The 24,161-nt window shown below is 72.4% G+C and carries 22 protein-coding genes; 9 read left to right on the top strand and 13 right to left on the bottom strand.

The features are described 5' to 3' along the window. Positions 1-48 precede the first annotated feature (48 nt). Entirely contained in the window at positions 49-996 is a 948-nt protein-coding gene (locus tag AB0L33_RS26485) for a methionyl-tRNA formyltransferase (protein WP_365685433.1), read from the bottom strand. Between the two features lie 246 nt (positions 997-1,242). Here AB0L33_RS26485 and AB0L33_RS26480 point away from each other — a divergent pair, with 246 nt between their 5' ends. Together AB0L33_RS26480 and AB0L33_RS26475 are read left to right on the top strand one after the other, a co-directional pair. Further along, positions 1,243-2,595 (top strand): lysine N(6)-hydroxylase/L-ornithine N(5)-oxygenase family protein, encoded by a 1,353-nt coding sequence (locus tag AB0L33_RS26480; RefSeq protein ID WP_365685432.1) that lies wholly within the window; start codon positions 1,243-1,245, stop codon positions 2,593-2,595. A 124-nt stretch (positions 2,596-2,719) separates the two neighbouring features. Continuing rightward, positions 2,720-2,932, top strand: coding sequence for an MbtH family protein (locus AB0L33_RS26475; RefSeq protein ID WP_365685430.1), 213 nt, complete (start codon positions 2,720-2,722; stop codon positions 2,930-2,932). Between the two features lie 69 nt (positions 2,933-3,001). Here AB0L33_RS26475 and AB0L33_RS26470 read toward each other — a convergent pair whose 3' ends face one another. After that, on the bottom strand, positions 3,002-6,376 hold the full coding sequence (locus AB0L33_RS26470) for a pyruvate carboxylase (RefSeq protein WP_365685429.1): 3,375 nt from the start codon (positions 6,374-6,376) through the stop codon (positions 3,002-3,004). Between the two features lie 265 nt (positions 6,377-6,641). On the opposite strand from AB0L33_RS26470, the gene AB0L33_RS26465 reads away from it, so the two are divergent. After that, entirely contained in the window at positions 6,642-7,391 is a 750-nt protein-coding gene (locus AB0L33_RS26465) for an IclR family transcriptional regulator C-terminal domain-containing protein (protein WP_365685427.1), read from the top strand. Positions 7,392-7,403: 12 nt separating this feature from the next. Here AB0L33_RS26465 and ligD read toward each other — a convergent pair whose 3' ends face one another. The 6 genes from ligD to AB0L33_RS26435 all read right to left on the bottom strand — a co-directional run bounded on the left by ligD (position 7,404) and on the right by AB0L33_RS26435 (position 11,140). Continuing rightward, positions 7,404-8,372, bottom strand: a complete 969-nt coding sequence (gene ligD, locus AB0L33_RS26460) for a non-homologous end-joining DNA ligase (protein WP_365685426.1) — start codon at positions 8,370-8,372, stop codon at positions 7,404-7,406. A gap of 42 nt (positions 8,373-8,414) precedes the next feature. Further along, complete coding sequence (locus AB0L33_RS26455) at positions 8,415-8,969, bottom strand: hypothetical protein (RefSeq protein WP_365685424.1); 555 nt, start codon at positions 8,967-8,969, stop codon at positions 8,415-8,417. Between the two features lie 3 nt (positions 8,970-8,972). Further along, positions 8,973-9,233, bottom strand: a complete 261-nt coding sequence (locus AB0L33_RS26450) for a hypothetical protein (protein WP_365685422.1) — start codon at positions 9,231-9,233, stop codon at positions 8,973-8,975. Between the two features lie 128 nt (positions 9,234-9,361). Then, a complete protein-coding gene (locus AB0L33_RS26445; RefSeq protein WP_365685421.1) occupies positions 9,362-9,994 on the bottom strand; it encodes a class I SAM-dependent methyltransferase in 633 nt (210 codons plus the stop codon). A 102-nt stretch (positions 9,995-10,096) separates the two neighbouring features. Beyond that, positions 10,097-10,831 carry an SDR family oxidoreductase gene (locus tag AB0L33_RS26440; protein ID WP_365685419.1) on the bottom strand — a complete coding sequence of 245 codons (735 nt, stop codon included), beginning with the start codon at positions 10,829-10,831 and terminating at the stop codon, positions 10,097-10,099. A 141-nt stretch (positions 10,832-10,972) separates the two neighbouring features. Further along, positions 10,973-11,140 carry a DUF6381 family protein gene (locus AB0L33_RS26435; RefSeq protein ID WP_365685418.1) on the bottom strand — a complete coding sequence of 56 codons (168 nt, stop codon included), beginning with the start codon at positions 11,138-11,140 and terminating at the stop codon, positions 10,973-10,975. Positions 11,141-11,288: 148 nt separating this feature from the next. Here AB0L33_RS26435 and AB0L33_RS26430 point away from each other — a divergent pair, with 148 nt between their 5' ends. Then, positions 11,289-11,975: a ribonuclease H gene (locus AB0L33_RS26430; protein WP_365685416.1), complete on the top strand. Its 687-nt coding sequence runs from the start codon at positions 11,289-11,291 to the stop codon at positions 11,973-11,975. Between the two features lie 150 nt (positions 11,976-12,125). Further along, positions 12,126-12,857: a CDP-alcohol phosphatidyltransferase family protein gene (locus AB0L33_RS26425; protein ID WP_365685415.1), complete on the top strand. Its 732-nt coding sequence runs from the start codon at positions 12,126-12,128 to the stop codon at positions 12,855-12,857. On the opposite strand, the gene AB0L33_RS26420 is transcribed toward AB0L33_RS26425, so the two are convergent. Beyond that, positions 12,826-13,272, bottom strand: coding sequence for an adenylyltransferase/cytidyltransferase family protein (locus AB0L33_RS26420; RefSeq protein WP_093710144.1), 447 nt, complete (start codon positions 13,270-13,272; stop codon positions 12,826-12,828). The two genes, AB0L33_RS26425 and AB0L33_RS26420, sit on opposite strands and share 32 nt — an antisense overlap. 152 nt (positions 13,273-13,424) lie before the next feature. Between AB0L33_RS26420 and AB0L33_RS26415 the strand changes: the two genes are divergently transcribed. Genes AB0L33_RS26415 through AB0L33_RS26405 form a run of 3 tightly spaced genes read left to right on the top strand, consistent with a single transcriptional unit; the run spans position 13,425 to position 17,721 of the window. Then, positions 13,425-14,687 carry a glycosyltransferase gene (locus AB0L33_RS26415; RefSeq protein ID WP_365685413.1) on the top strand — a complete coding sequence of 421 codons (1,263 nt, stop codon included), beginning with the start codon at positions 13,425-13,427 and terminating at the stop codon, positions 14,685-14,687. Further along, positions 14,684-16,405 carry a lipopolysaccharide biosynthesis protein gene (locus tag AB0L33_RS26410; RefSeq protein WP_365685411.1) on the top strand — a complete coding sequence of 574 codons (1,722 nt, stop codon included), beginning with the start codon at positions 14,684-14,686 and terminating at the stop codon, positions 16,403-16,405. The genes AB0L33_RS26415 and AB0L33_RS26410 overlap by 4 nt, the downstream gene beginning before the upstream one ends. Beyond that, positions 16,402-17,721 (top strand): hypothetical protein, encoded by a 1,320-nt coding sequence (locus AB0L33_RS26405; RefSeq protein WP_365685410.1) that lies wholly within the window; start codon positions 16,402-16,404, stop codon positions 17,719-17,721. Before AB0L33_RS26410 ends, AB0L33_RS26405 begins: the two co-directional genes overlap by 4 nt. On the opposite strand, the gene AB0L33_RS26400 is transcribed toward AB0L33_RS26405, so the two are convergent. After that, positions 17,615-19,084 carry a hypothetical protein gene (locus AB0L33_RS26400; RefSeq protein ID WP_365685408.1) on the bottom strand — a complete coding sequence of 490 codons (1,470 nt, stop codon included), beginning with the start codon at positions 19,082-19,084 and terminating at the stop codon, positions 17,615-17,617. The genes AB0L33_RS26405 and AB0L33_RS26400 overlap by 107 nt on opposite strands. A 113-nt stretch (positions 19,085-19,197) precedes the next feature. Between AB0L33_RS26400 and AB0L33_RS26395 the strand changes: the two genes are divergently transcribed. After that, positions 19,198-20,388: a glycosyltransferase gene (locus tag AB0L33_RS26395; protein ID WP_365685405.1), complete on the top strand. Its 1,191-nt coding sequence runs from the start codon at positions 19,198-19,200 to the stop codon at positions 20,386-20,388. Here AB0L33_RS26395 and AB0L33_RS26390 read toward each other — a convergent pair. From AB0L33_RS26390 to AB0L33_RS26380, 3 genes are read right to left on the bottom strand one after another with little or no spacing between them, the layout of a single operon-like run. Continuing rightward, complete coding sequence (locus AB0L33_RS26390; protein ID WP_365685403.1) at positions 20,360-21,187, bottom strand: glycosyltransferase family 2 protein; 828 nt, start codon at positions 21,185-21,187, stop codon at positions 20,360-20,362. The genes AB0L33_RS26395 and AB0L33_RS26390 overlap by 29 nt on opposite strands. Further along, complete coding sequence (locus AB0L33_RS26385; RefSeq protein WP_365685402.1) at positions 21,184-21,900, bottom strand: hypothetical protein; 717 nt, start codon at positions 21,898-21,900, stop codon at positions 21,184-21,186. Before AB0L33_RS26385 ends, AB0L33_RS26390 begins: the two co-directional genes overlap by 4 nt. Continuing rightward, on the bottom strand, positions 21,897-24,143 hold the full coding sequence (locus tag AB0L33_RS26380) for a LamG-like jellyroll fold domain-containing protein (protein ID WP_365685400.1): 2,247 nt from the start codon (positions 24,141-24,143) through the stop codon (positions 21,897-21,899). The genes AB0L33_RS26385 and AB0L33_RS26380 overlap by 4 nt, the downstream gene beginning before the upstream one ends. Between the last annotated feature and the right edge of the window lie 18 nt (positions 24,144-24,161).

Below are 24,161 nucleotides of genomic sequence, written 5' to 3'. Positions count from 1 at the left end.
CCCCGCCCCTCGATGGATTCGAGGGGCGGGGGCACGCCCGTGCGGGGGTCAGGGGCGGCCGGTCAGGTAGCCGCCCATGGAGGTGAAGTACTCCGTCGCGGGCAGCTCGCGGCCGTCCTCGGTGCGGACCCGGGTGATGGCCAGGCCGTGGTTGCGGCCGGTGCGGGCGTCGGCCCCGGCGACGACGACCACGCCGTCGCCCTCGCGGTAGAAGATCCGGCCGGGCGTTCCGCCGTAACGCCCCTCGGAGACCACACTGGCCAGGATCTCGATCCGCTTGCCCCGGTGGAAGGTGAAGGCGCTGGGATACGGGGCGGACTGGGCGCGCACCAGGCGTTCCAGGTCCTCGGCCGGCCAGTTCCAGTCGATCCGGATGTCCTCCTCGGCGCGCTTGTGGAAGAAGGTGGCCTGCGAGCGGTCCTGCGGGGTGAACTCCGTCTGCCCGTCCGCGATCAGGGCCAGCGCCTTGGTCGTGACGGGGGCGATCAGGTCGACGGTCTTGTGGAAGAGATCGGTGGTGGTGTCCCGCGGGCCGACGGGGACGGACTCCTGCCGGACGATGTCTCCGGCGTCGAGCTCGTCGTTCATCATGTGCGCGGTGACGCCCACCTCGCTCTCGCCGTTGATGAGCGCCCAGATGAGCGGCGAGAAGCCGGCGTACTTGGGCAGCAGCGAGTCGTGGACGTTGAGGGTGCCCCGGCGGGGGAGTGCGAAAATGCGCGGCGGGATCCAGGTGCGCCAGTTGTTGGCCACGATGACGTCGGGGTCGGCCGCTTTCAGGCGCTCGTACAGCTCGTCGTCGTCCGGGCGGTTGCGGATGAGGACCGGGATTCCGTGTTCCTCGGCGAGATCGGCGACGGAGTCGCTCCAGATCCTCTCGTACGCGTGCTCGCTCCTGGGGTGGGTGACGACCAGCACCACGTCGTGCTCGGAGTCCAGGAGGGCTTGCAGGGTGCGGTGCCCCCAGGTCTGGTAACCGAACATGACGACCCGCATGGGGTTCCTCCTCGACGTAGAAGACTGAGCGAGGCAAGTAAAGCAAGGCTTACCTTATCTTGCAACGGACCTGTGGAGGGAGTCAGTTGGGGGCCTTCGCGCCGGACGTGTCCGATTCGCGCCGGTCGACAAGCGTGAACGGATTAGCTTAGGCTCACCTAAGTTAATCGGGTCGCCGTCGTGGCGTGCCCGCCCTGCGCCCGTTCCCGCATCCGACAGGCGCCTTCCCCGCACGATGGGAGTGACATGTCACAGGCTCGTCCTGGCGACGCAGCACCGGTCCACGACCTCATTGGCATCGGCTTCGGCCCGTCCAATGTGGCCATGGCGATCGCGATCAGCGAGCACAACGCGCGCGCCGGGACGCGGGGAGCGGTGACCGCCCAGTTCTTCGAGCAGCAACCGGCCTTCGGCTGGCACCGTGGCATGCTCATCGACGACGCCACCATGCAGGTCTCGTTCCTCAAGGACCTGGTGACGCTCCGCAATCCGGCCAGCGAGTTCAGCTTCCTCTGCTACCTCAAGAGCCAGGGGCGCCTGATCGACTTCATCAACCACAAGAACCTCTTCCCACTGCGGGTCGAGTTCCACGACTACTTCGAGTGGGCCGCCGCCCAGGTGGACGACCTCGTCTCCTACGACCACGAGGTCGTCGGGGTGACCCAGGTGGTCGAGGACGGCGTCGTGGAGCATCTGGACGTCACCGTCCGGTCGGGGGAGGGGCTGACGGTCCACCGCGCCCGCAACCTCGTCATCGGCACCGGGCTCCGCCCGCTCCTGCCGCAGGGCGTGGAGCGCGGCGACCGCGTCTGGCACACGTCCGAACTGCTCACCCGCGTAGCGGAGTTGGACGGCACCTCGCCCTCCCGCTTCGTCGTCGTGGGAGCGGGACAGAGCGCCGCCGAGAACGTCGCCTACCTGCACCGCCGCTTCCCCGGTGCCGAGATATGCGCGGTCTTCTCCCGCTACGGATACAGCCCGGCCGACGACAGCGGCTTCGCCAACAAGATCTTCGACCCGGACGCGGTGGACGAGTTCTACGCGGCGCCGGAGAGCGTCAAGCGCCGGCTGATCGACTACCACGGCAACACCAACTACTCCGTGGTCGACATCGATCTGATCGATGACCTGTACCGGCAGATGTACCAGGAGAAGGTGCTCGGCACCGAGCGGCTGCGCTTCCTCAACGTGTCCCGGCTCACCTCGGCCGAGGAGACCCCGGACAAGGTGCGCGCCACCGTGACCTCCCTCGTCACCGGCGAGGAGACCGTGCTCGACGCGGACGTCGTGGTGTTCGCCACCGGCTACAGCCCGGCCGACCCGCTCGGCCTGCTGGGCGAGGCCGCCGCACACTGCCTGCGCGACGACGAAGGCCGGGTCCGCGTCGAGCGCGACTACCGCATCGCCACCGACGCCGCGCTGAACTGCGGCATCTACCTCCAGGGCGGTACGGAGCACACCCACGGCATCACCTCGTCGCTGTTGTCCAACACCGCGATCCGGGTCGGTGAGATCCTGGACTCGCTGCTGGACCGGAGCGTCAAGTCCGCACCGGACGAGGCCCGTCCCCTCGCCGACGGACCGGGCGGCGCCCGTTAGGGCCTGTCCGGCGGCCGAAGGCGACAGCAGGACCGGGCCCACCCCCCGGTGTGGGCCCACCCGAAACCGACACACGCGCAGACGCGGCCGATACCGGCCCCTGGCCCGAGGAGGCACCGCCCGTATGAGCACCAACCCGTTCGACGACCCCGAAGGCCGTTTCCTGGTCCTGGTGAACGACGAGGGCCAGCACTCCCTGTGGCCCTCCTTCGCCGAGGTACCCGCCGGGTGGACCGTCGCCTTCGAGGAGAACACCCGGGACGCGTGCCTGGAGTACGTCGAGGCCAACTGGACCGACATGAGGCCCCGTTCGCTCGCCGCCTCGATGGACGCCTGACCCCGGAGGGCCACGGCCGCGCAGCACCTCGCGGCCGTGGTCACCGGCGGGCCCGCACGGAAGCGGCTCTCAGCCGACCTCGATGAGCAGGTCACCGGCCTCCACCTGCTGGACCCGCCCGATGGCCAGGCGGCGCACCACACCGGCGGACTGGGCGGTGATCGACGCCTCCATCTTCATCGCCTCGATCGTGGCGACCGTCTGCCCGGCCGACACCGACGCGCCCTCCTCCACCTGGAGCGTCACCACCCCGGCGAACGGCGCCGCGACATGCCCCGCGTTGCTCCGGTCGGCCTTCTCCGCCGCCTTCACCTCGGTCGCCACGGACCTGTCCCGCACCGACACCGGCCGCAACTGCCCGTTGAGCGTGGCCAGTACGCTCCGGAAGCCGCGTTCGTCCGCCTCGGAGATGGCCTCCAGCTCGAACAGCAGCGTCACCCCGGGCTCCAGCTCGACCGGGTGCTCCGTCTCCGGCTCCAGCCCGTACAGGAAGTCCGGCGTCGGCAGCACCGAAGTGTCGCCGTACGCCTCCCGGTGCGCGGTGAACTCCTTCGTCGGGCCGGGGAACAGCAGCCGGTTCAGCGTCGCGCGCGGCGACTCGCGCAGCGCCTGACGGTCCTCGTCCGACAGATGCGGCGTCTGCGCCTTCTCGGGGCGGCCCTTGAGGGCCCGGGTGCGGAACGGCTCGGGCCAGCCGCCCGGCGGGTCGCCCAGCTCACCGCGCAGGAACCCGATCACCGAGTCCGGCACATCGAACTTGCCCGGGTCCGACTCGAAGTCCGCGGCGCTCACACCCGCGCCCACCAGATGCAGCGCCAGGTCCCCGACCACCTTCGAGGACGGCGTCACCTTCACCAGCCGCCCCAGCATCCGGTCGGCCGCCGCGTAGCAGTCCTCGATCAGCTCGAAGCGGTCCCCGAGGCCCAGTGCGATGGCCTGCTGCCGCAGGTTGGACAGCTGGCCGCCCGGGATCTCGTGGTGGTAGATCCGGCCCGTCGGTGAGGCCAGCCCCGACTCGAACGGGGCGTACACCTTGCGGGTCGCCTCCCAGTACGGTTCCAGATCGCCGACCGCCTGGAGCGAGAGGCCCGTCGCGCGCTCCGTGTGGTCCGTCGCCGCCACCAGTGCCGACAGCGGCGGCTGGCTCGTCGTCCCGGCCATCGAGGCGACGGCCGCGTCCACCGCGTCCACCCCGGCGTCGATCGCCGCGATCAGCGTGCCCAGCTGGCCGCCCGCCGTGTCATGGGTGTGCAGGTGCACCGGCAGGTCGAACCGCTCGCGCAACGCCGTCACCAGGGTGCGCGCGGCCGGCGGACGCAGCAGCCCCGCCATGTCCTTGATGGCGAGCACATGGGCGCCCGCCTCCACGATCTGCTCGGCCAGCCGCAGGTAGTAGTCCAGCGTGTACAGGGTCTCGCCCGGGTCCGACAGATCGGCGGTGTAGCACAGCGCCACCTCCGCCAGCGAGGTCCCCGTGGCGCGTACCGCGTCGATCGCCGGACGCATCTGCGACACGTCGTTGAGGGCGTCGAAGATGCGGAAGATGTCCATCCCGGCCGAGGCCGCCTCCGAGACGAACGCCTCGGTGACCTCCGTCGGATACGGCGTGTAGCCCACCGTGTTACGGCCCCGCAGCAGCATCTGCGTACAGATGTTGGGCACCGCCTCACGGAGCTTGACCAGCCGCTCCCACGGGTCCTCGGCCAGGAACCGCAGCGCCACGTCGTAGGTGGCGCCGCCCCAGCACTCCAGGCTCAGCAACTGCGGCACGGTGTGCGCCACGTGCGGCGCGACCGCCAGCAGGTCCCGGGTGCGCACCCGGGTGGCGAGCAACGACTGATGGGCGTCGCGGAACGTGGTGTCCGTGACCGCGACCGCGGACTGGGCGCGCAGTTCGGCGGCGAACCGCTCCGGACCCAGCTCCGCCAGGCGCTGCCGCGAGCCGGGCGGCGGCGTGCCCGGCGGCAGCGCGGGCAGCTTGTCCGCCGGGTCGATGACCGAAGGGCGGGGCCCGTAGGGCCGGTTGACCGTGGTCTCCGCCAGATAGCTGAGCATCCGGCTGCCCCGGTCCGCCGAGGGGCGGGCTCGGATCAGCTCCGGGTGCTCGTCGATGAAGGAGGTGGTGAGGCGCCCCGCCCGGAACTCCGGGTGGTCCAGCACCGCGCCCAGGAACGGCAGGTTCGTCGCCACCCCGCGGATGCGGAACTCGGCGATCGCCCGGCGCGCACGGCGGGCCGCGTTGGCGAAGTCGTGGCCGTGACACGTGAGTTTGACGAGCATCGAGTCGAAGTGCGCCGACACCTCCGCACCCGTGTGCACGGTCCCGCCGTCCAGCCGCACACCCGGCCCGCCGGGAGAGCGGTACGCGGAAATGGTGCCGGTGTCCGGACGGAAGCCGTTGACCGGGTCCTCCGTCGTGATGCGGCACTGCATCGCGGTGCCGTTGAGCGCGATGGAGTCCTGGGAGAGCCGCAGCTCGGACAGCGTCATGCCCGCCGCGATGCGCAGCTGCGCGATCACCAGGTCGCGGCCGGTGACCTGCTCCGTCACGGTGTGCTCGACCTGGATGCGCGGGTTCATCTCGATGAAGACGTGGTTGCCGCGCTCGTCCACCAGGAATTCGACGGTGCCCGCGTTCACGTACCCGATGTGCCGGGCGAAGGCGACCGCGTCGGCGCAGATCCGCGCCCGCAGCTCCGGGTCCAGATTCGGGGCCGGGGCGATCTCGACCACCTTCTGGTGGCGGCGCTGGAGCGAGCAGTCCCGCTCGTAGAGGTGCACCACATCGCCCTCGGCGTCGGCCAGGATCTGCACCTCGATGTGGCGGGGATTGATCACCGCCTGCTCCAGGAAGACCGTCGCGTCACCGAACGCGGACCGCGCCTCGCGCATCGCCGCGTCGATCGCCTCGCGCAGCTCACCGGCCTCGGTCACCCGCCGCATGCCGCGCCCGCCGCCCCCGGCGACCGCCTTCACGAACACCGGGAAGCCGATCTCCTCCGATGCCGCGACCAGGGCGTCCACGTCCTCGGACGGCTCGGACGACTTCAGCACCGGCACACCGGCCTCCCGGGCCGCCGCCACCGCACGCGACTTGTTGCCCGTCAGGTTCAGCACCGACGCCGGGGGCCCGACGAAGGTGATGCCGGCCTCCGCGCACGCCGCCGCCAGATCCGGGTTCTCCGAGAGGAAGCCGTAACCGGGGTAGATCGCGTCCGCCCCCGCCTTGCGGGCCGCCTTCACCACCTCGTCCACCGACAGATAAGCCCGCACCGGATGCCCGGGCTCACCGATCCGGTACGCCTCGTCCGCCTTGGCCCGGTGCAGAGAATTGCGGTCCTCGTGCGGATAGACCGCCACCGTGGAGATGCCCAGCTCGAACGCCGCGCGGAACGCGCGGATCGCGATCTCCCCGCGGTTGGCGACCAATACCTTGTCGAACATCAAACTCCCCAGTCGTGTCGCGGCTGTGTGGCGTCGAGGACGGGCGGTACGGCACGGACACGCTGCTCCGCGTCGGAGACCGTACGGCGGTGGCAAGGTGCTCCGTGACCTGCCGGGTACGGAGCGTTCGACACCGTACCGGAGACTTCCCCCGAGATCGCGAGCGCAAAAGATGGCTTGCGTCACGCCCCAAAACGTCCCCCGGACGCAGTCCCGCCACCGTGATGTTTTGCCGCGTCCCAGCAGCCGGGCCATGCTGGTGGGCATGGCCGACCACGCCGGCCCCGACCCCGTCGCAGCCGTCCGGCGCGCCCTCCGCCTGCTGGAGGCCGCGGGCGCCCACGGGGGCGAGGCCACCGCGCAGCAGCTGGCCCGGGAGGCGGGTCTTCCCCCGGCCACCGCGCACGCGCTGCTGCCCATGCTGGTCGGCGACGGCTACCTCAGGGAACTGGACGACCACACCTACGTCCTCGCCGACGACGCCCGGGGCGGCGGCCCGGGTACACAGCCGGTGCCCGCCCGGGTGCGGCCCGCCCTCACCGCCCTGCGCAACGATCTGTGGGCGGCCGCCTATCTGACCCTCTACGTGGACGGCGAGATCCGGGTCATGGAGATCGTGGACAGCGCGCGCACCCCGCGCGTGGACCTGTGGGTGGGTCTGGAGGAGGCCGGGCACGCCACGGCGCTCGGCAAGACCGTCCTGAGGGAGCTCGACCAGGAGGCGCGGGACGACTACTTCTCCCGGCACGATCTGGCCGGGCTCACCCCCCGGACCATCACCCACCGCGACGAGCTGGTCCAGCAGCTCGACGGCTCGCCCGCGCCGGTGGTCATGGACCGCGAGGAGTACGTACGCGGCACGACCTGCGTGGCGGTCCCGGTCTACAACGGCGAGCAGATCGGCTCCCTCGGCATCTCCTTCCGGTCCGACCGGATGTACCGGACCTCCCGGGTCCGCGCGGAGCTCCTTTCGGCCGCCGTCAGCGTGTCCCGGCGGCTCACACTGCCCGGCTGAGCGGCCCGGCGTTCAGCCCAGCCGGGTCAGGTCCGGCCGCAGCCGATGCCACACCGGATGACGCAGCCGCCCCGCCGCCGTCCACTGCGACGCGCTGACCTCCGCCACCAGCCTCGGCTCCACCCAGTGCGCCCCGGCCACGTCGACCGGCCCCGTGAACGGGGAGTCCGGACGTGCGAGCACACTCAGGTACTCCTTCAGCTCGCCCAGCTCCCGGTCCGACATCCCCGACCCGACGGACCCCGCGTACCGCAGCCCGGACGGGTCGTCCAGTCCGACCAGGACGGCCCCGGGGACACCCGTGGGCGCGCCTTTGCGCTGGGTCCAGCCGCCGATGACCACGTCCAGCGTCTCGACCCGCTTGGTCTTGCGCCAGTCGGGTGAACGGAGACCCGGCGTGTACGGAGAGGAGAGCCGCTTGGCGACCACGCCCTCCAGGCCCCCGCGCACGACGGTCTCCCACGCCTTCGCGCCCTGGCCGCGCACATAGGACGGCACCGACCAGTGCGGTCCCCCGGACAGCAGACCGGCAAGGACCCCGCGGCGCTCCTCGTAACCCAGCGCCGACAGGGTCCGGCCGTCCAGGTACAGCACGTCGAAGACCACCAGGTGCGCGGGGACGTCCAGCGCGAGGCGGGCGGCGCGCCGCGCGTTCAGGATGCCCATCCGGCGCTGGAGCAGCCCGAAGTCGGACCGCCCCGACGCGTCCAGGGCCACGATCTCGCCGTCCAGGACCACGCTGTGGCCGCGCAGCACGTCACCCAGTGCGTGCAGCTCCGGATAGGTCGGGGTGACGTCGTTGCGCGCCCGTGAGGTGAGCCGCAGGGTGCCGTCGCCCGGTGTCGCCAGGATGCACCGGGCACCGTCCCACTTGGCCTCGAAGGCCCACTCCGTGTCCGGTACGGGGAGCGGTCCCGGCACGGCCAGCATCGGTGCGATCCACGGGGGCGCCCCGGGGGAGTCGGCGGGGATGGGTGCCATGGCCCCATGATCGTGCGGCCGGTCGGACCTCGCAGTCCGGGCTCACGCTGCCCAGGCGGACACGGTCAGGGTGGAGGCGAGGACCTGCCACAGGGCCCAGGCGCCCGCCCGGCTCGCCGCGCCGCACAGCACCTGCCTGGTGCAGTCCGTCTCCCGGTCCTGCCAGGCCGCGACGTCCAGGTAGTGGAAGCCGAGGGAGCGGGTGAACGTGAACCGGATGTGCAAACCGTTGCCCAGGTCGTGGCCGGGCAGCGTGGCGATCTGGAGGTGGTCGCCCGCGGCGGACTCCACGCGCACCGGATTGGCGCCCAGCAGATCGCAGGTGTCGCCGGTACGGACGCGGCCCGGGCAGCTCCCGCTCACCGGGAACAGCCGGAAGTTGTCGGTGAGCTGCCGGCGTACGGCCTCCGGCGTCGTGAACGGGTGGACGCCGAGTCCGTAGCCGTACCAGTACAGCAGGCGCCTGCCGTCGAGGCAGCGCTCACGGTCCTGGTCGCACGCGGCGGCCCGGGCCGTCGGGGCAGCGACCGCCAGGGCGAGGCACGGGGCCACCAGGAGCGCCAGGACGCGCCGGGCGGCCCGGCGCTCACGGGGCACGGCTCAGCCCGGTGACTCGTCCGGCACCGGATGCTCCGGGTGCACTCCGGCGTTGCGGGCGGCACCGCGTCCCGACCCGGACTCGTCGGGGTCGGGCAGATCGTCCCCGCCGTCGTCCCCGGTCTGCCCGGCGCGTGGCGGGGCCTGCACGTCCATCGGGTCCTCGCCTTCCTGCACCTGCTGGTCGGGCAGGTCCGCGGGTACCGGAGGCGGGTTCGGGGACGCGCCCTCGTACACCGGGCCTTCTGGTCTGCGGTCGGTCATGGAAGATCCTCCGTCCTCGTCCCCGCGGGCGGGCGGCGGGGCATCGGCAGCCTCGCGGGGCCGGGTACCCGCGGAAGGCAGGCCAACTCATTGTGGGCCGGTGCGGACCGCACGGCACGTCCGCCCGCTCAGCGCCGCCGCGCGAGCAGGAACATCTGCGGCTCCGGCACGGCGGCCGGGAGGGCGGGCACGAACATCGTGCTCTCCCGGGACAGGACCGTGAATCCGGCGTCCTCCACCAACGCCACGAACGCGTCCTCGCCGAAGCTGGTCACCTCGACCGGCTGGCCCATGAACGTGCCGCTGACGCCCTCCACGTCGAGCGGCACCGTCGCCACCGCCAGATGGCCCCCCGGCCGCAGCACCCGCGCGGCCAGCCGCACCACCTCGCCCTGGTCCTCCCGCGACATCTGCAACAGCGCGAAGTACAGGCACACCGCGTCGAAGGAGCCGTCCTCCAGCGCGAGCGTGCGGATGTCGGCGCAGCGGAACTCCGCCCCGGGCACCTGGCGCGCGGCGATGTCCACCATCACCGGCGAGACGTCCACCCCCAGCACGTCGTGCCCGGCGTCCACGAGGGTCTGTGCCGTCGGCCGGCCCGTACCGCTGCCCACGTCCAGCACCCGCGCGTGCGGCGGGAGCACCCCCAGAAGCCGCTCCAGTGAGGCGCGGTGCGTGGCCGAAGCGGCGAACGCCGCCTCGTAATCGGTGCCGAGAGCGTCGAACACGGCTGCGGCGGTGCGACCTCGTCCCACTGACATGGCAGGCCCCTTCCTGTTCCGGTGCACCACTTCTACTGCAACGGACGCTCCCTCGCCCCGGAACCGCCGGAAACCGGTGTGCCGTCCTGGGCCCTGTCGGGCCTAGCGCCCGCCCGACACCCGCAGCACCGTCCCCGTCGCGTACGAGGCGTCCGGCGAGAGCAGCCAGGCGACGGCGCCCGCGATCTCCTCCGGTTCGCCGGGGCGGCCGAGCGGGGTGCCGGGGCCGAGCTTGTCGGGGCGGGCCGGGTCCGCGTGGAATTCGGTGCGGATGACACCGGGGGCGACCGCGTTGACGCGGATGCCGGACGGCCCGGTCTCCTTGGACAGGCCGACGGTCATCGTGTCGACGGCGCCCTTGGCGGCCGCGTAGTGCACGTACTCGCCGGGGCTGCCCAGCGTGGCGGCGGCCGAGGACACGTTGACGATCGCCCCGCCGCCCGAGGCGGTCATGTCACGGACCGCGCGGCGCGCGCAGAGCAGGTAGCCGAGGACGTTGACCTCCAGGGCGCGCCGCATGCCCGCCGCGTCGGCGTCGACCAGGGGGCCGACCGGGCCGCTCATGCCCGCGTTGTTGACCAGGCCGGTGACCGGGCCCAGCTCGGCGGCGGCGGTGTCGAAGAGGCGGTCCACGTCCGTCTCGTCCGCCGTGTCCACCCGGACCGTCACACAGCGGCGGCCCGTCCCCCGTACCGCCTCGGCGACCTTCTCCGCCGCATCGGCGTCCGAGTGGTAGGCCAGCGCGATGTCATGGCCCTCACCCGCCAGGCGTTCGCAGACCGCCGCACCGATGCCGCGGCTGCCTCCGGTGACCACGGTGACCGGTTGACCGTTCATGGCAGGCTCCACCTTCCTCGCATTCGCTCGCGGAGCCATCGTAGGCGCGGGTGATCACGCATCCGGAGGGGGCCGGAACGCGGCGGTGGACTGCCACCCACTCATGGAAGAGTGACAGTCCACCGGTCTGTGTGGTCCGCCTCACACGGGCAGGCCGTCCTGCCGCTCGCTGTGCTCCTGGAGCTTGCGGGCCTTCTCCTGGAGGCGGCGGCGCTGCTCCGGGTCGCTGGTGCGCTCCGCGGCCTCGGTCAGGTGCCGTGCCTTCTCGCGCATCTGCTGGGCTCGGTTCACCTCTCGTGCAACGCTCATCGTCACTCCTCGGGACGTAGGGGGGAGCGGGCCCCTTCAGGGAAGCAGCGCACCGTCACCAACGCACGCCGAAGCATCACACACCGTGAAGGCCGCAGGTGGGGGCCGGGGGCCGGAACCGGTCCCGCGCGCTGGCATGATCGAGGGCATGAACGAGCGCATGATCGCCGCGTGTGACGGGGCGTCGAAGGGTAATCCGGGGCCCGCCGCCTGGGCCTATGTGGTGGCCGACGCCGAGGGCCGTCCCCAGCGGTGGGAGGCGGGGCCGCTCGGCACCGCCACCAACAACGTCGCCGAGCTCACCGCCCTCCAGGAGCTCCTGGAGTCCGTGGACCCCGCCGCGGCGCTCGAGGTCCGGATGGACTCGCAGTACGCGATGAACGCGGTCACCAAGTGGCTGCCCGGCTGGAAGCGCAACGGCTGGAAGACCTCGGCCGGCAAGCCCGTCGCCAACCGTGAGCTGGTGACCCGCATCGACGAACTCCTCACCGGGCGCGCCGTGACCTTCGTCTACGTGCCCGCCCACCAGGTGGACGGCGACCCCCTCAACGCACTCGCCGACCAGGCCGCCAGCGAGGTCGCCGTCACCCAGAGTGCCGCCGGCACCTCGCACGGATCGGCCACCCCCGTACCGGCGCCGTCCCGCGCCACCGAGGGCCGCCGGACGGGCGCCGCCGCGAAGAGGACCGCTCCACGGAAGCCGGGGAGCGGGGCCACCATCCGGGCCAAGTTCGCGGGCCGCTGCCACTGCGGACGGCCGTACGCCGCCAAGGACATGATCGCGAAGAACGACCACGGCTGGGGCCACCCGGAGTGCCGGACCGCCTCCGCCTGAGCGGAAGTCTCGGCCAACTGCCCCCGTAACCCCTCCAGATGGGGCGATCCGCCCGCGCGGCGGCCGTCCCCGTGCCATGATGCGCTCCGGCGGCGCGCGGGGAGCGCCCGCCGGGGGAGCGGTGGCGACACCGGGACACTGGGGGGGCGTATGGACACCACGACGACGGTGCTCGGCCGGCTGCGCGGGGCGCAGAAGACGGCCAGGGGGGTCTCGCTCTACTCTCGGTACGTGAACCGCCCGGCCGGCCGGGTCTTCGCCGCCGCCGCGTACCGGTTCGGCATGACGCCCAATCAGGTCACCCTGGTCAGCGCGGCGTTCACCTTCACCTCCATAGCCTGTGTGGCGCTGGTGCGACCGGGCCCGTGGGCGGCCGTCCTCGTGTACCTCGGGCTCGCCGTGGGCTTCGCCCTCGACTCGGCCGACGGCCAGCTCGCCCGGCTGACCGGGCGCGGCGGACCCGACGGCGAATGGCTCGACCATGTGGTCGACTGCGCCAAGATGATCCTGGTCCACACCGCCGTACTGATCGCGTTCCACCGGTACTTCGCGCTGCCCGGCGACGGCTGGCTGCTGCTGCCGCTCGGCTTCCTGTTCGTCGCGGTGCTGACCTTCTGTGCGGGGCTGCTGCGCGAACAACTGGGCAAGGCGGCGGCGCACGGCGCGGCAGGCGCGCCCGGGCCCGCGGCGCCGCCGTCCCGGCTGCGGGCCGTGGTGCTGCTGCCCGCCGACTACGGGGTGTTCTGCCTCGTCTTCCTGCTGCTCGGCGACGAGACCGCGTTCCGGACCGGATACGCCGTACTCGCCGCCGTGCACGCGCTGTTCCTCGTCCTGTTCCTGGGCAAGTGGTTCAGGGAGCTGAGAGCGCTCCGGGCGCACTGACGAGCGTGTCCAGCGCCCGGCGCAGCTGCGTGCTGGATGTGTGCACGGTGTACGGGAAGTACACGACCTCCACGCCCACTTCGGCGAAGTCGCGCTCCAGCTTCCTGCCCTTGTCCGTGTCCCGCCAGTCGTCCCCCTTGAAGATGACGTCGAACCTGACCTGCTGCCAGGTCTCGACCTTCTCCGGCACGGTCTCCACGAAGGCGGCGTCCACGTACCGCACGCTCCGCACGATCTCCAGCCGTTCCGGGAGCGGGATCACCGGCCGGTGCCCCTTGGCGAGCGCGGCCATCTCGTCCGAGACGACCCCCGCCACCAGGTAGTCGCACTGGCTGCGCGCATGACGAAGGATATTGAGGTGTCCCACATGGAACAGGTCGTAGACCCCCGGCGCGTAACCGACCCTGTGCACCATCCGTTCTCTCCCCCCACGGTGAACGCGATGTCCGCGATAGTCCAACGACATTACTGTGAAGACCACTTGCTCATCTCATGAACGGATAAGCTCGCTTTTGGGGCTGTTCCTCGGTGGAACACTGGTGGCTCCGGGGGGAAGGCGATCGTCCGATGCCAGACGAAGAGCACCACAGACCGTTCGAGCAGCGCCGCCTGCTGGTGGTCTCCACGAACTACGCGCCGGAGCTGACGGGCATCGGCCCGTACGCCGCCCAGCTCGCCGAGCACTGGGCCGCGTGCGGCGCCGACACCCACGTGCTCACGGGCATGCCGCACTACCCGGCCTGGCGGACCGACGCGGCCTACCGGGGCGTCTGGCGCGCCGAGGAACGGCGCGCGGGCGTCACCGTGCACCGCAGGCGCCACTACGTCCCGGCCCGCCAGAGCGCTGTGCGCAGAGCCGCCTTCGAGGGCAGCGTCCTGGCGCACACCCTCCTCGCACCGCCCGGCATCAGGCCCGACGCGGTGGTCTCCCAGATGCCCAGCCTCGCCGGCGGGGTCGTGGGCGCCCGCCTCGCCCGCCGCCACCGGGTGCCGTACGTCCCCGTCGTCCAGGACCTGATGGGCGCCGCCGCGGCCCAGAGCGGCATCCGGGGCGGGGACGGGGCGGCGGCCCTCGCCTCGAAGGCCGAGCGGTTCGCCCTGACCGCCGCGACGCTCGTCGGCGTCATCCACGAGAGCTTCGTGCCCCGTGTCACCGCCTACGGAGTGGACCCGGGGCGCATCCGGGTCGTGCCCAACTGGAGCCACGTACAAGCCCCTTCGGCCGACCGTGCCGCGACCCGGGCCCGGCTCGGCTGGCGCGACGGCACACCGGTCGTCCTGCACTCCGGCAACATGGGCCTCAAGCAGGGCCTGGAGGTCCTGGTCGACGCGGCCCGGCTCGCCCCCGAGATCCGGATCGTCCTGATGGGCGACGGCAATCAGCGCGAGGCCCTGCGCGCCCGCGCCGCCGGGCTGCCCAACCTCGACTTCCTGCCCCCGGCCGGGGCGGACGAGTTCACCGACGTCCTGGCCGCCGCCGACGTCCTCGCCGTCACCCAGCGCGCCTCGGTGCTCGACATGAGCGTGCCGTCGAAGCTCACCTCGTACTTCGTGTCGGGGCGGCCCGTCGTCGCCTCCGTGGCCGAGGAGGGCGGCACCGCCGAGGAGGTGCGGCGCTCCGGGGCCGGTCTCCTCGTCGCGCCCGAGGACCCGGCCGCGGTGCTCGGCGCCGTCCGCAAACTGGTCGAGTCACCCGCCGAGGCCGACGCGCTCGGCGCCCACGGGCCGCGCTATGTGGCCCGCCACCTGGGCCGGGAAGCGGCGCTGGCCCGCTTCGACGCCCTGCTCACCGAGGCCCTGCGGGACGGCCGGGGAGGCCCACGCCGATGACCGAACCGATCCGCGCCCTGGACGAGCAGGACGAACCCGCCCTGCTCCGCGACCAGTTCCGCCAGCTCCTGCGCTACCGGGCCCTCCTCGTCGCCGGTGTGCTCCTCGGCCTCCTCGGCAGCGGCTGGCTCGCCCTCAGCGGGGACGACACCTACGCGGCCACCGGTGAGGTGTCCGTACGGTCCGCCACCTCCGACCCCTTCGCCGCCGGGGCCTCCGCCGACAAGGGCATCAACATCGGCTCCGAACGCCAGACGGCCGTCAGCGACGCGGTCGGCACCGTCGCGGCCGGCACCCTCGCCAAACAGGGCGACACCGTCGAGGTCGGCGCACTGCTCTCCGGGCTCCAGGTCACCAACCCGCCCAACACCCTCGTCCTCAAATTCGCCTACACCGGCCGCACCCCCGAGCAGGCCAGGGCCCGGGCCGAAGCCCTCGCCGAGGCCTATCTGGAGATACGCCGGGAGCGCACCGAGGACAGCATCGACAACATGATCGACGGCTACCGCGCCCAGCTCAAACCCCTCACCGAGCAGCGCGACCGGCTCGCCGAGCAGGAGACCGGCACCGGCGACGACGTCACCAGCGCCCGCGCCAACCTCATCGTCGCCATCTCCGCGCTCAACCAGAAGATCTCCGAACTCCGGGCCCTGGACACCACCCCCGGCTACCTCAACAAGAAGCCCGTCGCCCCGCAGCACCCCACCGGAGCGGGCCTGCCGCTCCTCCTCGGGCTCGGCGGAGTCGTCGGTCTCGCCCTCGGGCTGCTGATGTCATGGGTGCGCCTCGTCTTCGATCCGGCCGTCCGCTCCACCAGGGAACTCGTCCGCTCCCTGGGCGCCCCGCTGCTCGGCACCCTGCCCAGGGAGCGCGCGGCCGCCGGGGCCCTGCTGGCGATCGGCCGCCCCGGCAGCCGGCTCGCCGAGGAGTACCGGGCGGTGGCCTTCCGGCTCGCCTACGACCCGTCCTTCGCCGAACGCCGCCGCCTCCTCGTCACCGCGCCCCGGGGCGACAACGACATGGCGCGGGCCGCCGCCGCCAACCTCGCCGCCGCCTTCGCCGAGATGGGCCGCGACGTCCTGCTGGTCGAGGCCGACCTGCGGACCCCGTCCCTGGCCGCCGACCTCGGCGCCGCCGACCCGGGCCGCAGCCCCCGCTGGGCGACGGGCAACCAGGACCGAGGCTGGCCGTCCGACAGCCGGGCCAACGTCGACGTGCCGGGGTCGGGCGCCTTCACCCTGGTCGCCGGACGCCGCACCGACAACGTGCCGCGCGCCCTGACCTCCGCCCCCGTCAGCCGCATCATCGCCGAGGGCGGCAGGCCCGGCGCGGTCGTCATCGTGCTCGCCCCGCCCGTCCTGTCGTACGCGGACGCCGTCGCGCTCGTGGACCGCGTCGAAGGCGTCGTCATCGTCTGCCAACCGCGTGAGGTGCACCGCAGCGACCTCGAACGCATCCGCGAGATCATCGGCGCGGCGGGCGGCTCCGTCCTCGGCACCCTCCTCCACCCCGGCTTCGGACGGCTGGACCGGCGGGCCCGCCGCAACGCACCCCGGGACGGGCGCGGACGGCAGCCGGCCGCGCGGGAACCCGCCGCGCGCGGCAGGTACGGCGATCCCGAGGCGGCCGGCCGCACCGGCGACCCCGCCGAGACGCTCGGCCTGCGCACCGTGGACGACGGCCGCGGCGGCCGCAACAGCGCGGCCGGACACCGATGAGAGCCCGGGCCGCGATCGTCTGCTCGGTCGCGGACCAGGGGGTGGCGGCCCTCACCAACATCCTGGTCCTGGTGGCCGCCGCCCGGCTCTCCACCGCGGCCGGCTTCGCCCGCTTCTCCGCCGTCTATCTCGTCTTCACCGTCCTGCTCGGCGTCTCCGGCGCCTTCACGGGCCAGCCGCTCGTGCTCCGCCGGGGCGGCGGCGAGGACACCAGGTCGGCCTGCCGGTCCGCCGTCTGCTTCACTCTGCTCGCCGCCACCGCCCTCGGCGGTCCGCTCGCCGCCGTCTGCGTCCTGCTGCCCGGCTCCACGGCACGGGCCCTGATGACGCTCGGCCTGGTGCTGCCGGTGGTGCTGGGCCAGGACATCGCCCGCTACGCCTTCGCCACCCTGCACGCCCAGCAGCTGGCCCTGGCCGCCGACACCCTCAGGCTCGTCTGCGTCATCGGCGCCCTCGCCGTACAGCCGCACGGGGCGCCGGCCGCCCGGCTCGTCGCGGTCTGGGGGCTCTCCGCCCTCCCCGCGCTGCTGCTGTCCGTGGCCGCCCTGCACCGCAGGACCACGGGGACCCCGATGGCGCTGCGGCCCCTGCTCGCGAAGGGGCACCTCGGCCGGAGGTTCGTGGTCGAGTTCGGCGTGGGCAACGCCACCTCCCAGCTCTCCGTGCTCGGCCTCGGCGCCGTCGGCACCCCGCTCGTCGTGGGCGCCCTGCGCGGCGCCACCACGCTCTTCGGCCCGCTCAACGTGCTGTTCACCTCCGCCACCGGCTTCGGCCCCCCGCTCCTCGGGCGGCTCGCGACCGACCGGCTCCGGGTGCGCGCGACCGCCGCGCTGGCAGCCGTCCTGGCCCTGACGGCCGCCGCCTGGGCCACCGTCCTCGCCCTGCTGCCCGGCTCGGCCGGCCGCCACCTGCTCGGCGCGACCTGGCCCACGGCGGCGGCGCTCCTCCCGGCCACCGGCAGCCAGTACGCGGCGATGGCCGCCGGGACCTGCGGACTGCTGGCCCTCCGGCTCCTCGACCCGCGCACCACGCTCTCGATCCAAGTGGTGTTCTCGCTCGCCGCGGTCGCCTTCCTCGCCACGGGTTACGCGATCGGCGGGGTGACCGGGGCCGCCTGGGGCCTGTGCCTGGGCTCCGTCTGCAAGGCCGTCGCGACCTGGACCCGGGTGGCCCGGCTGAGCCGGGCGGGCTCGCGGGCTCCGGAGCCGGTCAGCGCGGACGCCGCCCGGAGCGGAAACTCGTCACCAGCGCCAGGCACAGGGCCGCGATCGCAGGCTTCCCCGCCGCCTGCAACAACGGACCGCGCAACAGGATGAAGGTGTATCCGGCGATCAGCGGCGCCGCGATCGCCAGCACACTGCCCGGCCCCGGCCCGTCCCGCGAGACCGCCCGCGCGTAACGCCGGTCGGTGCGCGCGGCCCCGTACCCCGTCAGCGCCAGTCCGCCGACGAGGCCCACCACCCCGAAGTCGACCCACAGCTCCGCCCACAGCGGCGCGGAGAGGTTGGTCATGTTCATCCCCATCCACTGCCCGACGCGCACCCCGGTGTCCTCCGGCTTCCCGCTCCACGCCGCCCTCGGCACGAAGAAGAGCGCGGACCCCGCCAGCTGCCGCCCGTAGGTGTGCCCGCGGGTGCCGACCCAGGTGACCGTGTTGGCGAACATCACCGTCTGGTCGTAGTCCTTGGTGGCCAGCGGCTCGAACACCGACGACGACTGGACCGGTCGGTACCCCTCGTCGTCGTACCGGAACCGGTCCGCGTACGGGAACAGCACCAGCGCCCCGATCACCCCGAGTGCCAGCACCGACCGGTACATCGCCGCGCTGCGCGGGAACGCCGTGAACAACAGCGAGACCAGCACCGTCAGGAACCAGTAACGGGCATTGGAGACGGGGTTGTTCACGACCAGGTTGACGGCCGCCAGGCCGCACCAGACCAGCACGGTCGAGGGAGTGCGCCGGGCCCGGCGCGAGGTCACCAGCCTGCGCGTGTAGAACAGCAGCGCCAGCAGCGCCGGAACCGTGCCGAAGCCCTTCAGGAACGCCGAACCCACATTGGACTCGCCCGACGCCACCCCGCTCTCGGCGACCGAGGCGCTGATCTCCTGCCTGCTGGAGAAGAAGACCGCCGGTCCTCCCAGCTTCAGCACGTAGTACCCGCTCGCCGCGAACGCCACCAGCACCAGCAGCCGCAGCCGCACCGGGTGCGCGGTGGCACCGTGCCCGTCCCCGCGCACCGTCCGGCGGCGGCGCAGCGGGCGCCGGGACGCCAGCAGCGCCCCCAGGTCGAAGGCCGCGCACCCCACGAGGACCAGCGCGACGGCGGTCACCAGGTCGGCGCGCGGCCCGACCGCGGGCGTCGGGGTCTGGCCGATGACCAGCTGGGCGAACGGCGCCACCCCCATCGCGATGTACACGAACATCCAGAAGATGCCCTGGAGGAGCCGCCGCCGCGTGGACAGGATCATCGTCGCCAGCCGCGCCCCCGAGTAACAGGTCAGGACGAGCTGCAACCAGTACGCGGTGTCCCGCACCCCGGTCCCGGGCTGGGCGGCGATCAGCGCGGGCAGGAAGCACACCAGGCCGAGGACGATCGGCACGGCCAGCGCCCGCGACAGCATCGCCCAGGACAGCGGGCGGGCGGGCGCGGTGGGCGCGACCTCGTGCACGGATGCCATCGACTCCCCGTCCCCGAAGCGCGGTTGTGTGGCACCACATTAACGAATCACCACACGTGAGGAGATGTGACGACTAGTCTGGTCAGGGCCGGACGAGGGCGAGGGGGACCCTGGTGAAGATCCTGCACATCGTCACGCTGCACACCCCGGACCACGCCTTCGGCGGTCCGACCCGGGTGGCGCTGAACCTCTCGAAGGTCCAGCGCGCCGGAGGCGACGACGCGAGGATCATGGCCCTCGGAGACGGCTTCGACGGACCTCTGCCGCGCGAGGTGGAGGGCGTCCCCGTCCACCTCTTCCGGGCCCGCCACCTGCTGCCGGTCTTCGAGGTCAGCGGGATCACCTCCGCCGCCCTGCTGCGGACCGCGCACCGCATGATGCGCGGCGCCGACCTCGTCCACGTCCACCTGATGCGCGACCTGGTCACCCTGCCCGCCGCCCTCATCGCCCTGGCCTCCGGCACCCCTCTGGTCGTCCAGACCCACGGCATGGTCGACCCGACCGAGAAGCGCGTCGCTCAGCTCACCGACCTCCTGGGCGTCCGCAGGGTGCTGCGCGGCGCCGACGCGGTGCTCCACCTCACCGAGGCCGAGCGCCTCGACGTCAACGCCGTCGCCGCCCCGGTGCCGCTCACCCGCACCGTGCGCCTGGTCAACGGGGTGCGCCCGCAGCCGTTCAAACCGGCCCGGGAGCCCGGTCGCCCGCCGACCGTGCTGTTCCTGGCCCGCATCCAGGAGCGCAAGCGCCCCGAGGACTTCGTCGCCGCGATGCCCGCCGTGCTGGCCGAGCATCCCGACGCCCGCTTCGTCCTCGCCGGACCGGACACCGGCGCCCTGCCCGGCACCCTCGAACTGGCGCGCCGCCTCGGGGTGACGGACTCCCTGGACCACGTGGGGCCGCTCGGCCACGAGGAGGTGCTGGCGGCCGGGCGCGAGGCCGATGTCTATGTCCTGCCGTCCATCGAGGAGCCCCTGGGCGTCTCGGTCCTGGAGGCGATGTCCGTCGGCACCCCGGCCGTCATCACCCGCACCTGCGGCCTCGGGCCCGATGTGGCGCGCGCCGGGGCGGGCCGGGTCATCGACAGCAGGGTGGGGGAGGACGTCGCCAACGCGGACAAGGTCGCGCGGGCGATCCTGGAACTGCTCGACCCGGAAGCCAACGCGGCCGCCGGGAAGGCCGCCTGGGAGCTGGTCAACGAGCACTTCACCATCGAGGCCGTCACCCGCGCCCTCCGGCGGACCTACGAGGACGTGGTCCGCCGGAGGAGCGAGGACGTCAGGAAGCGGGTTTCTCCCGCGACTTGAGCGCGATCTGCCAGCGGTAGAAGCTCATCGCCAGGGCGAAGTCGAACCCGGCGCGCCCGTCGAGGAACCCCCGCCGGTAGACGTACATGTAGGCGAACGACAGCAGCGGTTTGAACGGCGCCTTGTGGAACAGCTGCCCCTGCCGTGACTTGGCGCGGCGCACCTGTTCCTTGACCTCCGGATGGTGATTGAGCCACGCCTCCCAGTCCGAGTAGCGGTTGTGCCGCTCGAACCAGGCGCTCACCGGGTCCAGATCCTGGTGCTCGATCGGATGACGGAGCGCCGCCGTGCTCGGCGCGACAGGCTGGTAGTGCCCCTCCACCTCCCCGATGCCGGGCGCGTCCAGATCGCCGACCTCCGGGTAGTGGCAGCGCGTCCGGTCGGTCAGCGAGCGCTTGCGGATGGTGTAGCCGTGCCGCAGCCGCTTCCCGGAGAACCAGTAACCGAGCGGGATGTCGTACGCGGCGGGCTTCGGCGCGTCCGGCTCCGCGAAGATCCCCCGCAGCTCGGCCAGCAGCCCGGGGCTCAGCCGCTCGTCCCCGTCGAGCAGCAGGATCCAGTCCAGGTCCGTGCGCACATGGTCCAGGCACCACTGCTTCTTCCGCGGATGTCCGCCGTCCCAGGTGTACAGGACCACCTCGGCGCCGCACTCGGCGGCGATCTTCGCCGTGTCGTCGGAGCTGTGCGAGTCCACGACGACCACCGCCTCGAAATGGTCGATGACGGACCGCACCGCCTCCGCGATGTTCAGCCCCTCGTTCTTCGTGGGGATCGCCACGGCTATCGGCAGCTTCCTCATCCGTTCTTCCCTTCGGGCAGCCAGGCCCAGCAGCCTGTGGAGGTGAAGGCGAGCGCCGCCTCCGGAATGGTGATCGTGGTCCGCTTGCCATCCCGTGAGGAGCCCGAGAGCAGCACCTTTCCGGCCGGGCCGGTGACCTCCCAGGCGCAGTTCGCGGTGGGGGAGACGTCCCGGTAGCGGCCGGGCCGCAGCCCCTCGCCCCGGTGCACCCCGTCGGCGTAGCCGTGCGAGGCCCGTTCCACGAGGTCCTTGTGGCCGGGGCACAGATGGGCGACGGCGGGCTCCGCGCCGGTGACCTCGCCCGTCACGATGGCACCCACCGCGGTGTCCCGGTCCGCCTTGACCAGGTAGCCGAGCCGGTCGCAGGTCTCCTGCCCGGTCTGGAGCACAGCGGCCGGGTCCATGCCCACGGGCACCCGGTCGGTCAGATACTCCTTCTGCTTCTCGGTGAACGTGCCGGTGGCGGGCGTCAGCCGGTCGGTGGGGATCTTGGGCGGTTCGCTGCTCCTGGAGGGCCGGGGACCGGCGGAAGCGGCCCCGGAGGGCCCCGCGTCCGTCCCGGCCACGGGCCCGGGGGAGGAGGCGACGGCGCCGGGTGCACCCGCCGCCCTGCCACCCCCGGCGCCGTCCCCGTCACCGGAGGACGAGCCGCACGCGGCCAGCACCGCCGTCGCGAGAACGACGGCGGCACCGGCCAGGAACGTGTTCCTCATGCACTGTTCCTCAACGCGTAGTGGGCACTGACCTGGGCCGCGGTCAGCGCGGCCGGATAGACGGCGGTCTCGTCGATCTGCCCGGCGAAGAAGTTGCTCGTCGGCCGGTTCGGCCAGGTCGCGAGGTTGTCCCCGCCCACCCGCCAGTAGCCGGTGTAGTTCTGGTTCTTGGTGTACCGCGAGTTCGAGGCGCGCAGCTGCCCGTCCACGTACAGGGCCATGCCACCGGATCCCTGCGTGGCGACGACATGGTGCCAGGCGCCGTCGTTGTACGCCCCGGTGGTGCTGACGGTCTGGCCGCCGTTGTTGGAGGTGCCGAACGTCAGCCGCCCGTTGTTGAGCATGTAGACGTGCTTGTCGTACTTGCCGCTCAGCTCCATGGTGTTGCTGCCGAAGCCGATGATCTTCCCTCCTCGGGTCGTCGTGGTCTTGATCCAGGTCTCCACGGAGAACGCGGGGACCTGGGACCGGCTGCGGTTGCTGTACGCGTACTGGGTGGACCCGTTGAAGCCGATGGCGGTCGAGGGTCCGGCCACGGCCGCCGGGGTCTGCCGGTACGAGGGCGATCCGCGCAGGAAGCCGTTGTCCAGCCCGGCCCCGGTGTCGGCGGCGAACGTCGACGTGCCCTCGTCGTAGCGCCAGTACAGGGTCGCCCCGTCGGCGAGCACCTTCGCCGGATAGCTCTCGGCCTCGGCGGCCACGGTCGCGCTCACCGCAGGCGACTTCGCGCTGGTGTTGGTGCCGTCGCTCGCGCTGATCCGGTACGTGTGCGTCTCACCGGGCGCCACGTCGGTGTCCGTCCACCGCAGCTGCGGACGGTCCCAGAAGACGGAGTAGCCCGTCGTCGTGTGGACCGGGGTGGATGCCCCGTCCTTGTAGATCCGGTACGTGAGCACCCCGTCATCGGTGTCGAAACTGGTCTGCCAGTTCACGTCCACCTTGCCCGGGGCGACCGTGGAGACGCTCACGTTCGGCACCCACGGCGCCCCCGTGTCCGGGCCGTCGGCGAACCGGGTGAGCCCCTGCTGCGCCTTGCTGTTGACCGTGGTGAACTCGCCGCCCACCCACAGGTAGTGGTGTCCGCCCTTGTCGGTCTGCGCCATCACCCGCGGGCCGACCGGCTCGCCGATGCCGTCATTGGTGTCCGGGAACCACGGCAGCAGTTTCGGGTCGTCCACCGACTGGGCCAGCAGGTGCTTGCGCGGCTGGTCGGGGAACTCGCCCATGGACGCGCAGTCGTGCGCGTGACTGCCGCTGTAGAGCACCCCGTTGTGGACCAGCAGCGCCTGCGTGGCGCCCAGGCAGGTGTCGCGCCACACCTGGTTGAACGTGGCGAGGTCGAGGGCGATCCGCCCGTCGAACACCCCGCCGCCGGTTCCCTCGTTGGCGGTGTAGAACTGCTTGGCGTCGCTGGTGAGGTCCTGCACCGTCGAGGTGTTCGGGATGAAGCCCGGGTAGCTCTTGTCCAGTGCGCCGGTGGTGGCGTCCACCACCGCGAGCGCGTGCGTGCTGGTGCCGTTCACGGTGAAGAAGTCCCCGCCGAGCACCACGTGCTGCCCGTCCGGGGTGACCTCCACCGCCCGGCCCACCTCGTCGGCGTTGGCCGTCCACGGCTTCAGCGCGGCACCGGTGGTGACGGCGGCGAAGAAGTTGCGGGACTGTCCAGCCACGCTCTTGAAGTCGCCGCCCATATACACCGTGTCGTCGGTGACCGCGAGCGCCCGCACGGTGGCGGAGACGGCGACCTTGAAGTTCTGGCGCGGGGTGCAGGTGGCGGTGTCGATGGCCGCGACATTGCTGACACCCACCCCGTTCACGGCCCCGAACTGCCCGCCCGCGTACAGGGTTTCACCGTCCGGTGACAGGGCCAGCGCCCGCACGGTCGCGGTCCCCGAGGAGAGGGTGAACGACAGGGAGCAGTCGGTGGGCGCACCGGTCGCGGTGTCGAACGCGGCGAAGTTCACCGCCGGTTGCTCGGAGGTCCCGGCGGCCGCGCCCGGCGGCCGTACGGTGGAGAAGGTGCCGCCCGCGTAGACCACACCGTCGTCGGACGCGGCCATCGACCACACGATGCCGTTGGTCTGCCAGGTGGACAGGTTGTCCGCGGTGATCGAGACGGGCGCGGTGAGGGCGGCGGCCGGGGGACTGCCCGCGGCGGCGGCGCTCAGGGCGCCCGCGAGCAGGCCGAGCGCCGCGGCCGCGGCCCGCGTCCGGCCGCGTCGGCGCCCTGGGGTTCGGTTCATCATTCAGCTCCGAAGGTG

It is taken from the genome of Streptomyces sp. NPDC052299, assembly GCF_040679335.1.
Taxonomy (GTDB): domain Bacteria; phylum Actinomycetota; class Actinomycetes; order Streptomycetales; family Streptomycetaceae; genus Streptomyces.
Note: the sequence above shows the minus strand (reverse complement) of the source record. Positions and strands in the feature narration are given on the sequence as shown.

Coding starts and splice junctions, on each gene's coding strand:
- AB0L33_RS26485 (WP_365685433.1), bottom strand. CDS start 996: ATGCGGGTCGTCATGTTCGGTTACCAGACCTGGGGGCACCGCACCCTG.
- AB0L33_RS26480 (WP_365685432.1), top strand. CDS start 1,243: ATGTCACAGGCTCGTCCTGGCGACGCAGCACCGGTCCACGACCTCATT.
- AB0L33_RS26475 (WP_365685430.1), top strand. CDS start 2,720: ATGAGCACCAACCCGTTCGACGACCCCGAAGGCCGTTTCCTGGTCCTG.
- AB0L33_RS26470 (WP_365685429.1), bottom strand. CDS start 6,376: ATGTTCGACAAGGTATTGGTCGCCAACCGCGGGGAGATCGCGATCCGC.
- AB0L33_RS26465 (WP_365685427.1), top strand. CDS start 6,642: ATGGCCGACCACGCCGGCCCCGACCCCGTCGCAGCCGTCCGGCGCGCC.
- ligD (WP_365685426.1), bottom strand. CDS start 8,372: ATGGCACCCATCCCCGCCGACTCCCCCGGGGCGCCCCCGTGGATCGCA.
- AB0L33_RS26450 (WP_365685422.1), bottom strand. CDS start 9,233: ATGACCGACCGCAGACCAGAAGGCCCGGTGTACGAGGGCGCGTCCCCG.
- AB0L33_RS26445 (WP_365685421.1), bottom strand. CDS start 9,994: ATGTCAGTGGGACGAGGTCGCACCGCCGCAGCCGTGTTCGACGCTCTC.
- AB0L33_RS26440 (WP_365685419.1), bottom strand. CDS start 10,831: ATGAACGGTCAACCGGTCACCGTGGTCACCGGAGGCAGCCGCGGCATC.
- AB0L33_RS26435 (WP_365685418.1), bottom strand. CDS start 11,140: ATGAGCGTTGCACGAGAGGTGAACCGAGCCCAGCAGATGCGCGAGAAG.
- AB0L33_RS26430 (WP_365685416.1), top strand. CDS start 11,289: ATGAACGAGCGCATGATCGCCGCGTGTGACGGGGCGTCGAAGGGTAAT.
- AB0L33_RS26425 (WP_365685415.1), top strand. CDS start 12,126: ATGGACACCACGACGACGGTGCTCGGCCGGCTGCGCGGGGCGCAGAAG.
- AB0L33_RS26420 (WP_093710144.1), bottom strand. CDS start 13,272: ATGGTGCACAGGGTCGGTTACGCGCCGGGGGTCTACGACCTGTTCCAT.
- AB0L33_RS26415 (WP_365685413.1), top strand. CDS start 13,425: ATGCCAGACGAAGAGCACCACAGACCGTTCGAGCAGCGCCGCCTGCTG.
- AB0L33_RS26410 (WP_365685411.1), top strand. CDS start 14,684: ATGACCGAACCGATCCGCGCCCTGGACGAGCAGGACGAACCCGCCCTG.
- AB0L33_RS26405 (WP_365685410.1), top strand. CDS start 16,402: ATGAGAGCCCGGGCCGCGATCGTCTGCTCGGTCGCGGACCAGGGGGTG.
- AB0L33_RS26400 (WP_365685408.1), bottom strand. CDS start 19,084: ATGGCATCCGTGCACGAGGTCGCGCCCACCGCGCCCGCCCGCCCGCTG.
- AB0L33_RS26390 (WP_365685403.1), bottom strand. CDS start 21,187: ATGAGGAAGCTGCCGATAGCCGTGGCGATCCCCACGAAGAACGAGGGG.
- AB0L33_RS26385 (WP_365685402.1), bottom strand. CDS start 21,900: ATGAGGAACACGTTCCTGGCCGGTGCCGCCGTCGTTCTCGCGACGGCG.
- AB0L33_RS26380 (WP_365685400.1), bottom strand. CDS start 24,143: ATGAACCGAACCCCAGGGCGCCGACGCGGCCGGACGCGGGCCGCGGCC.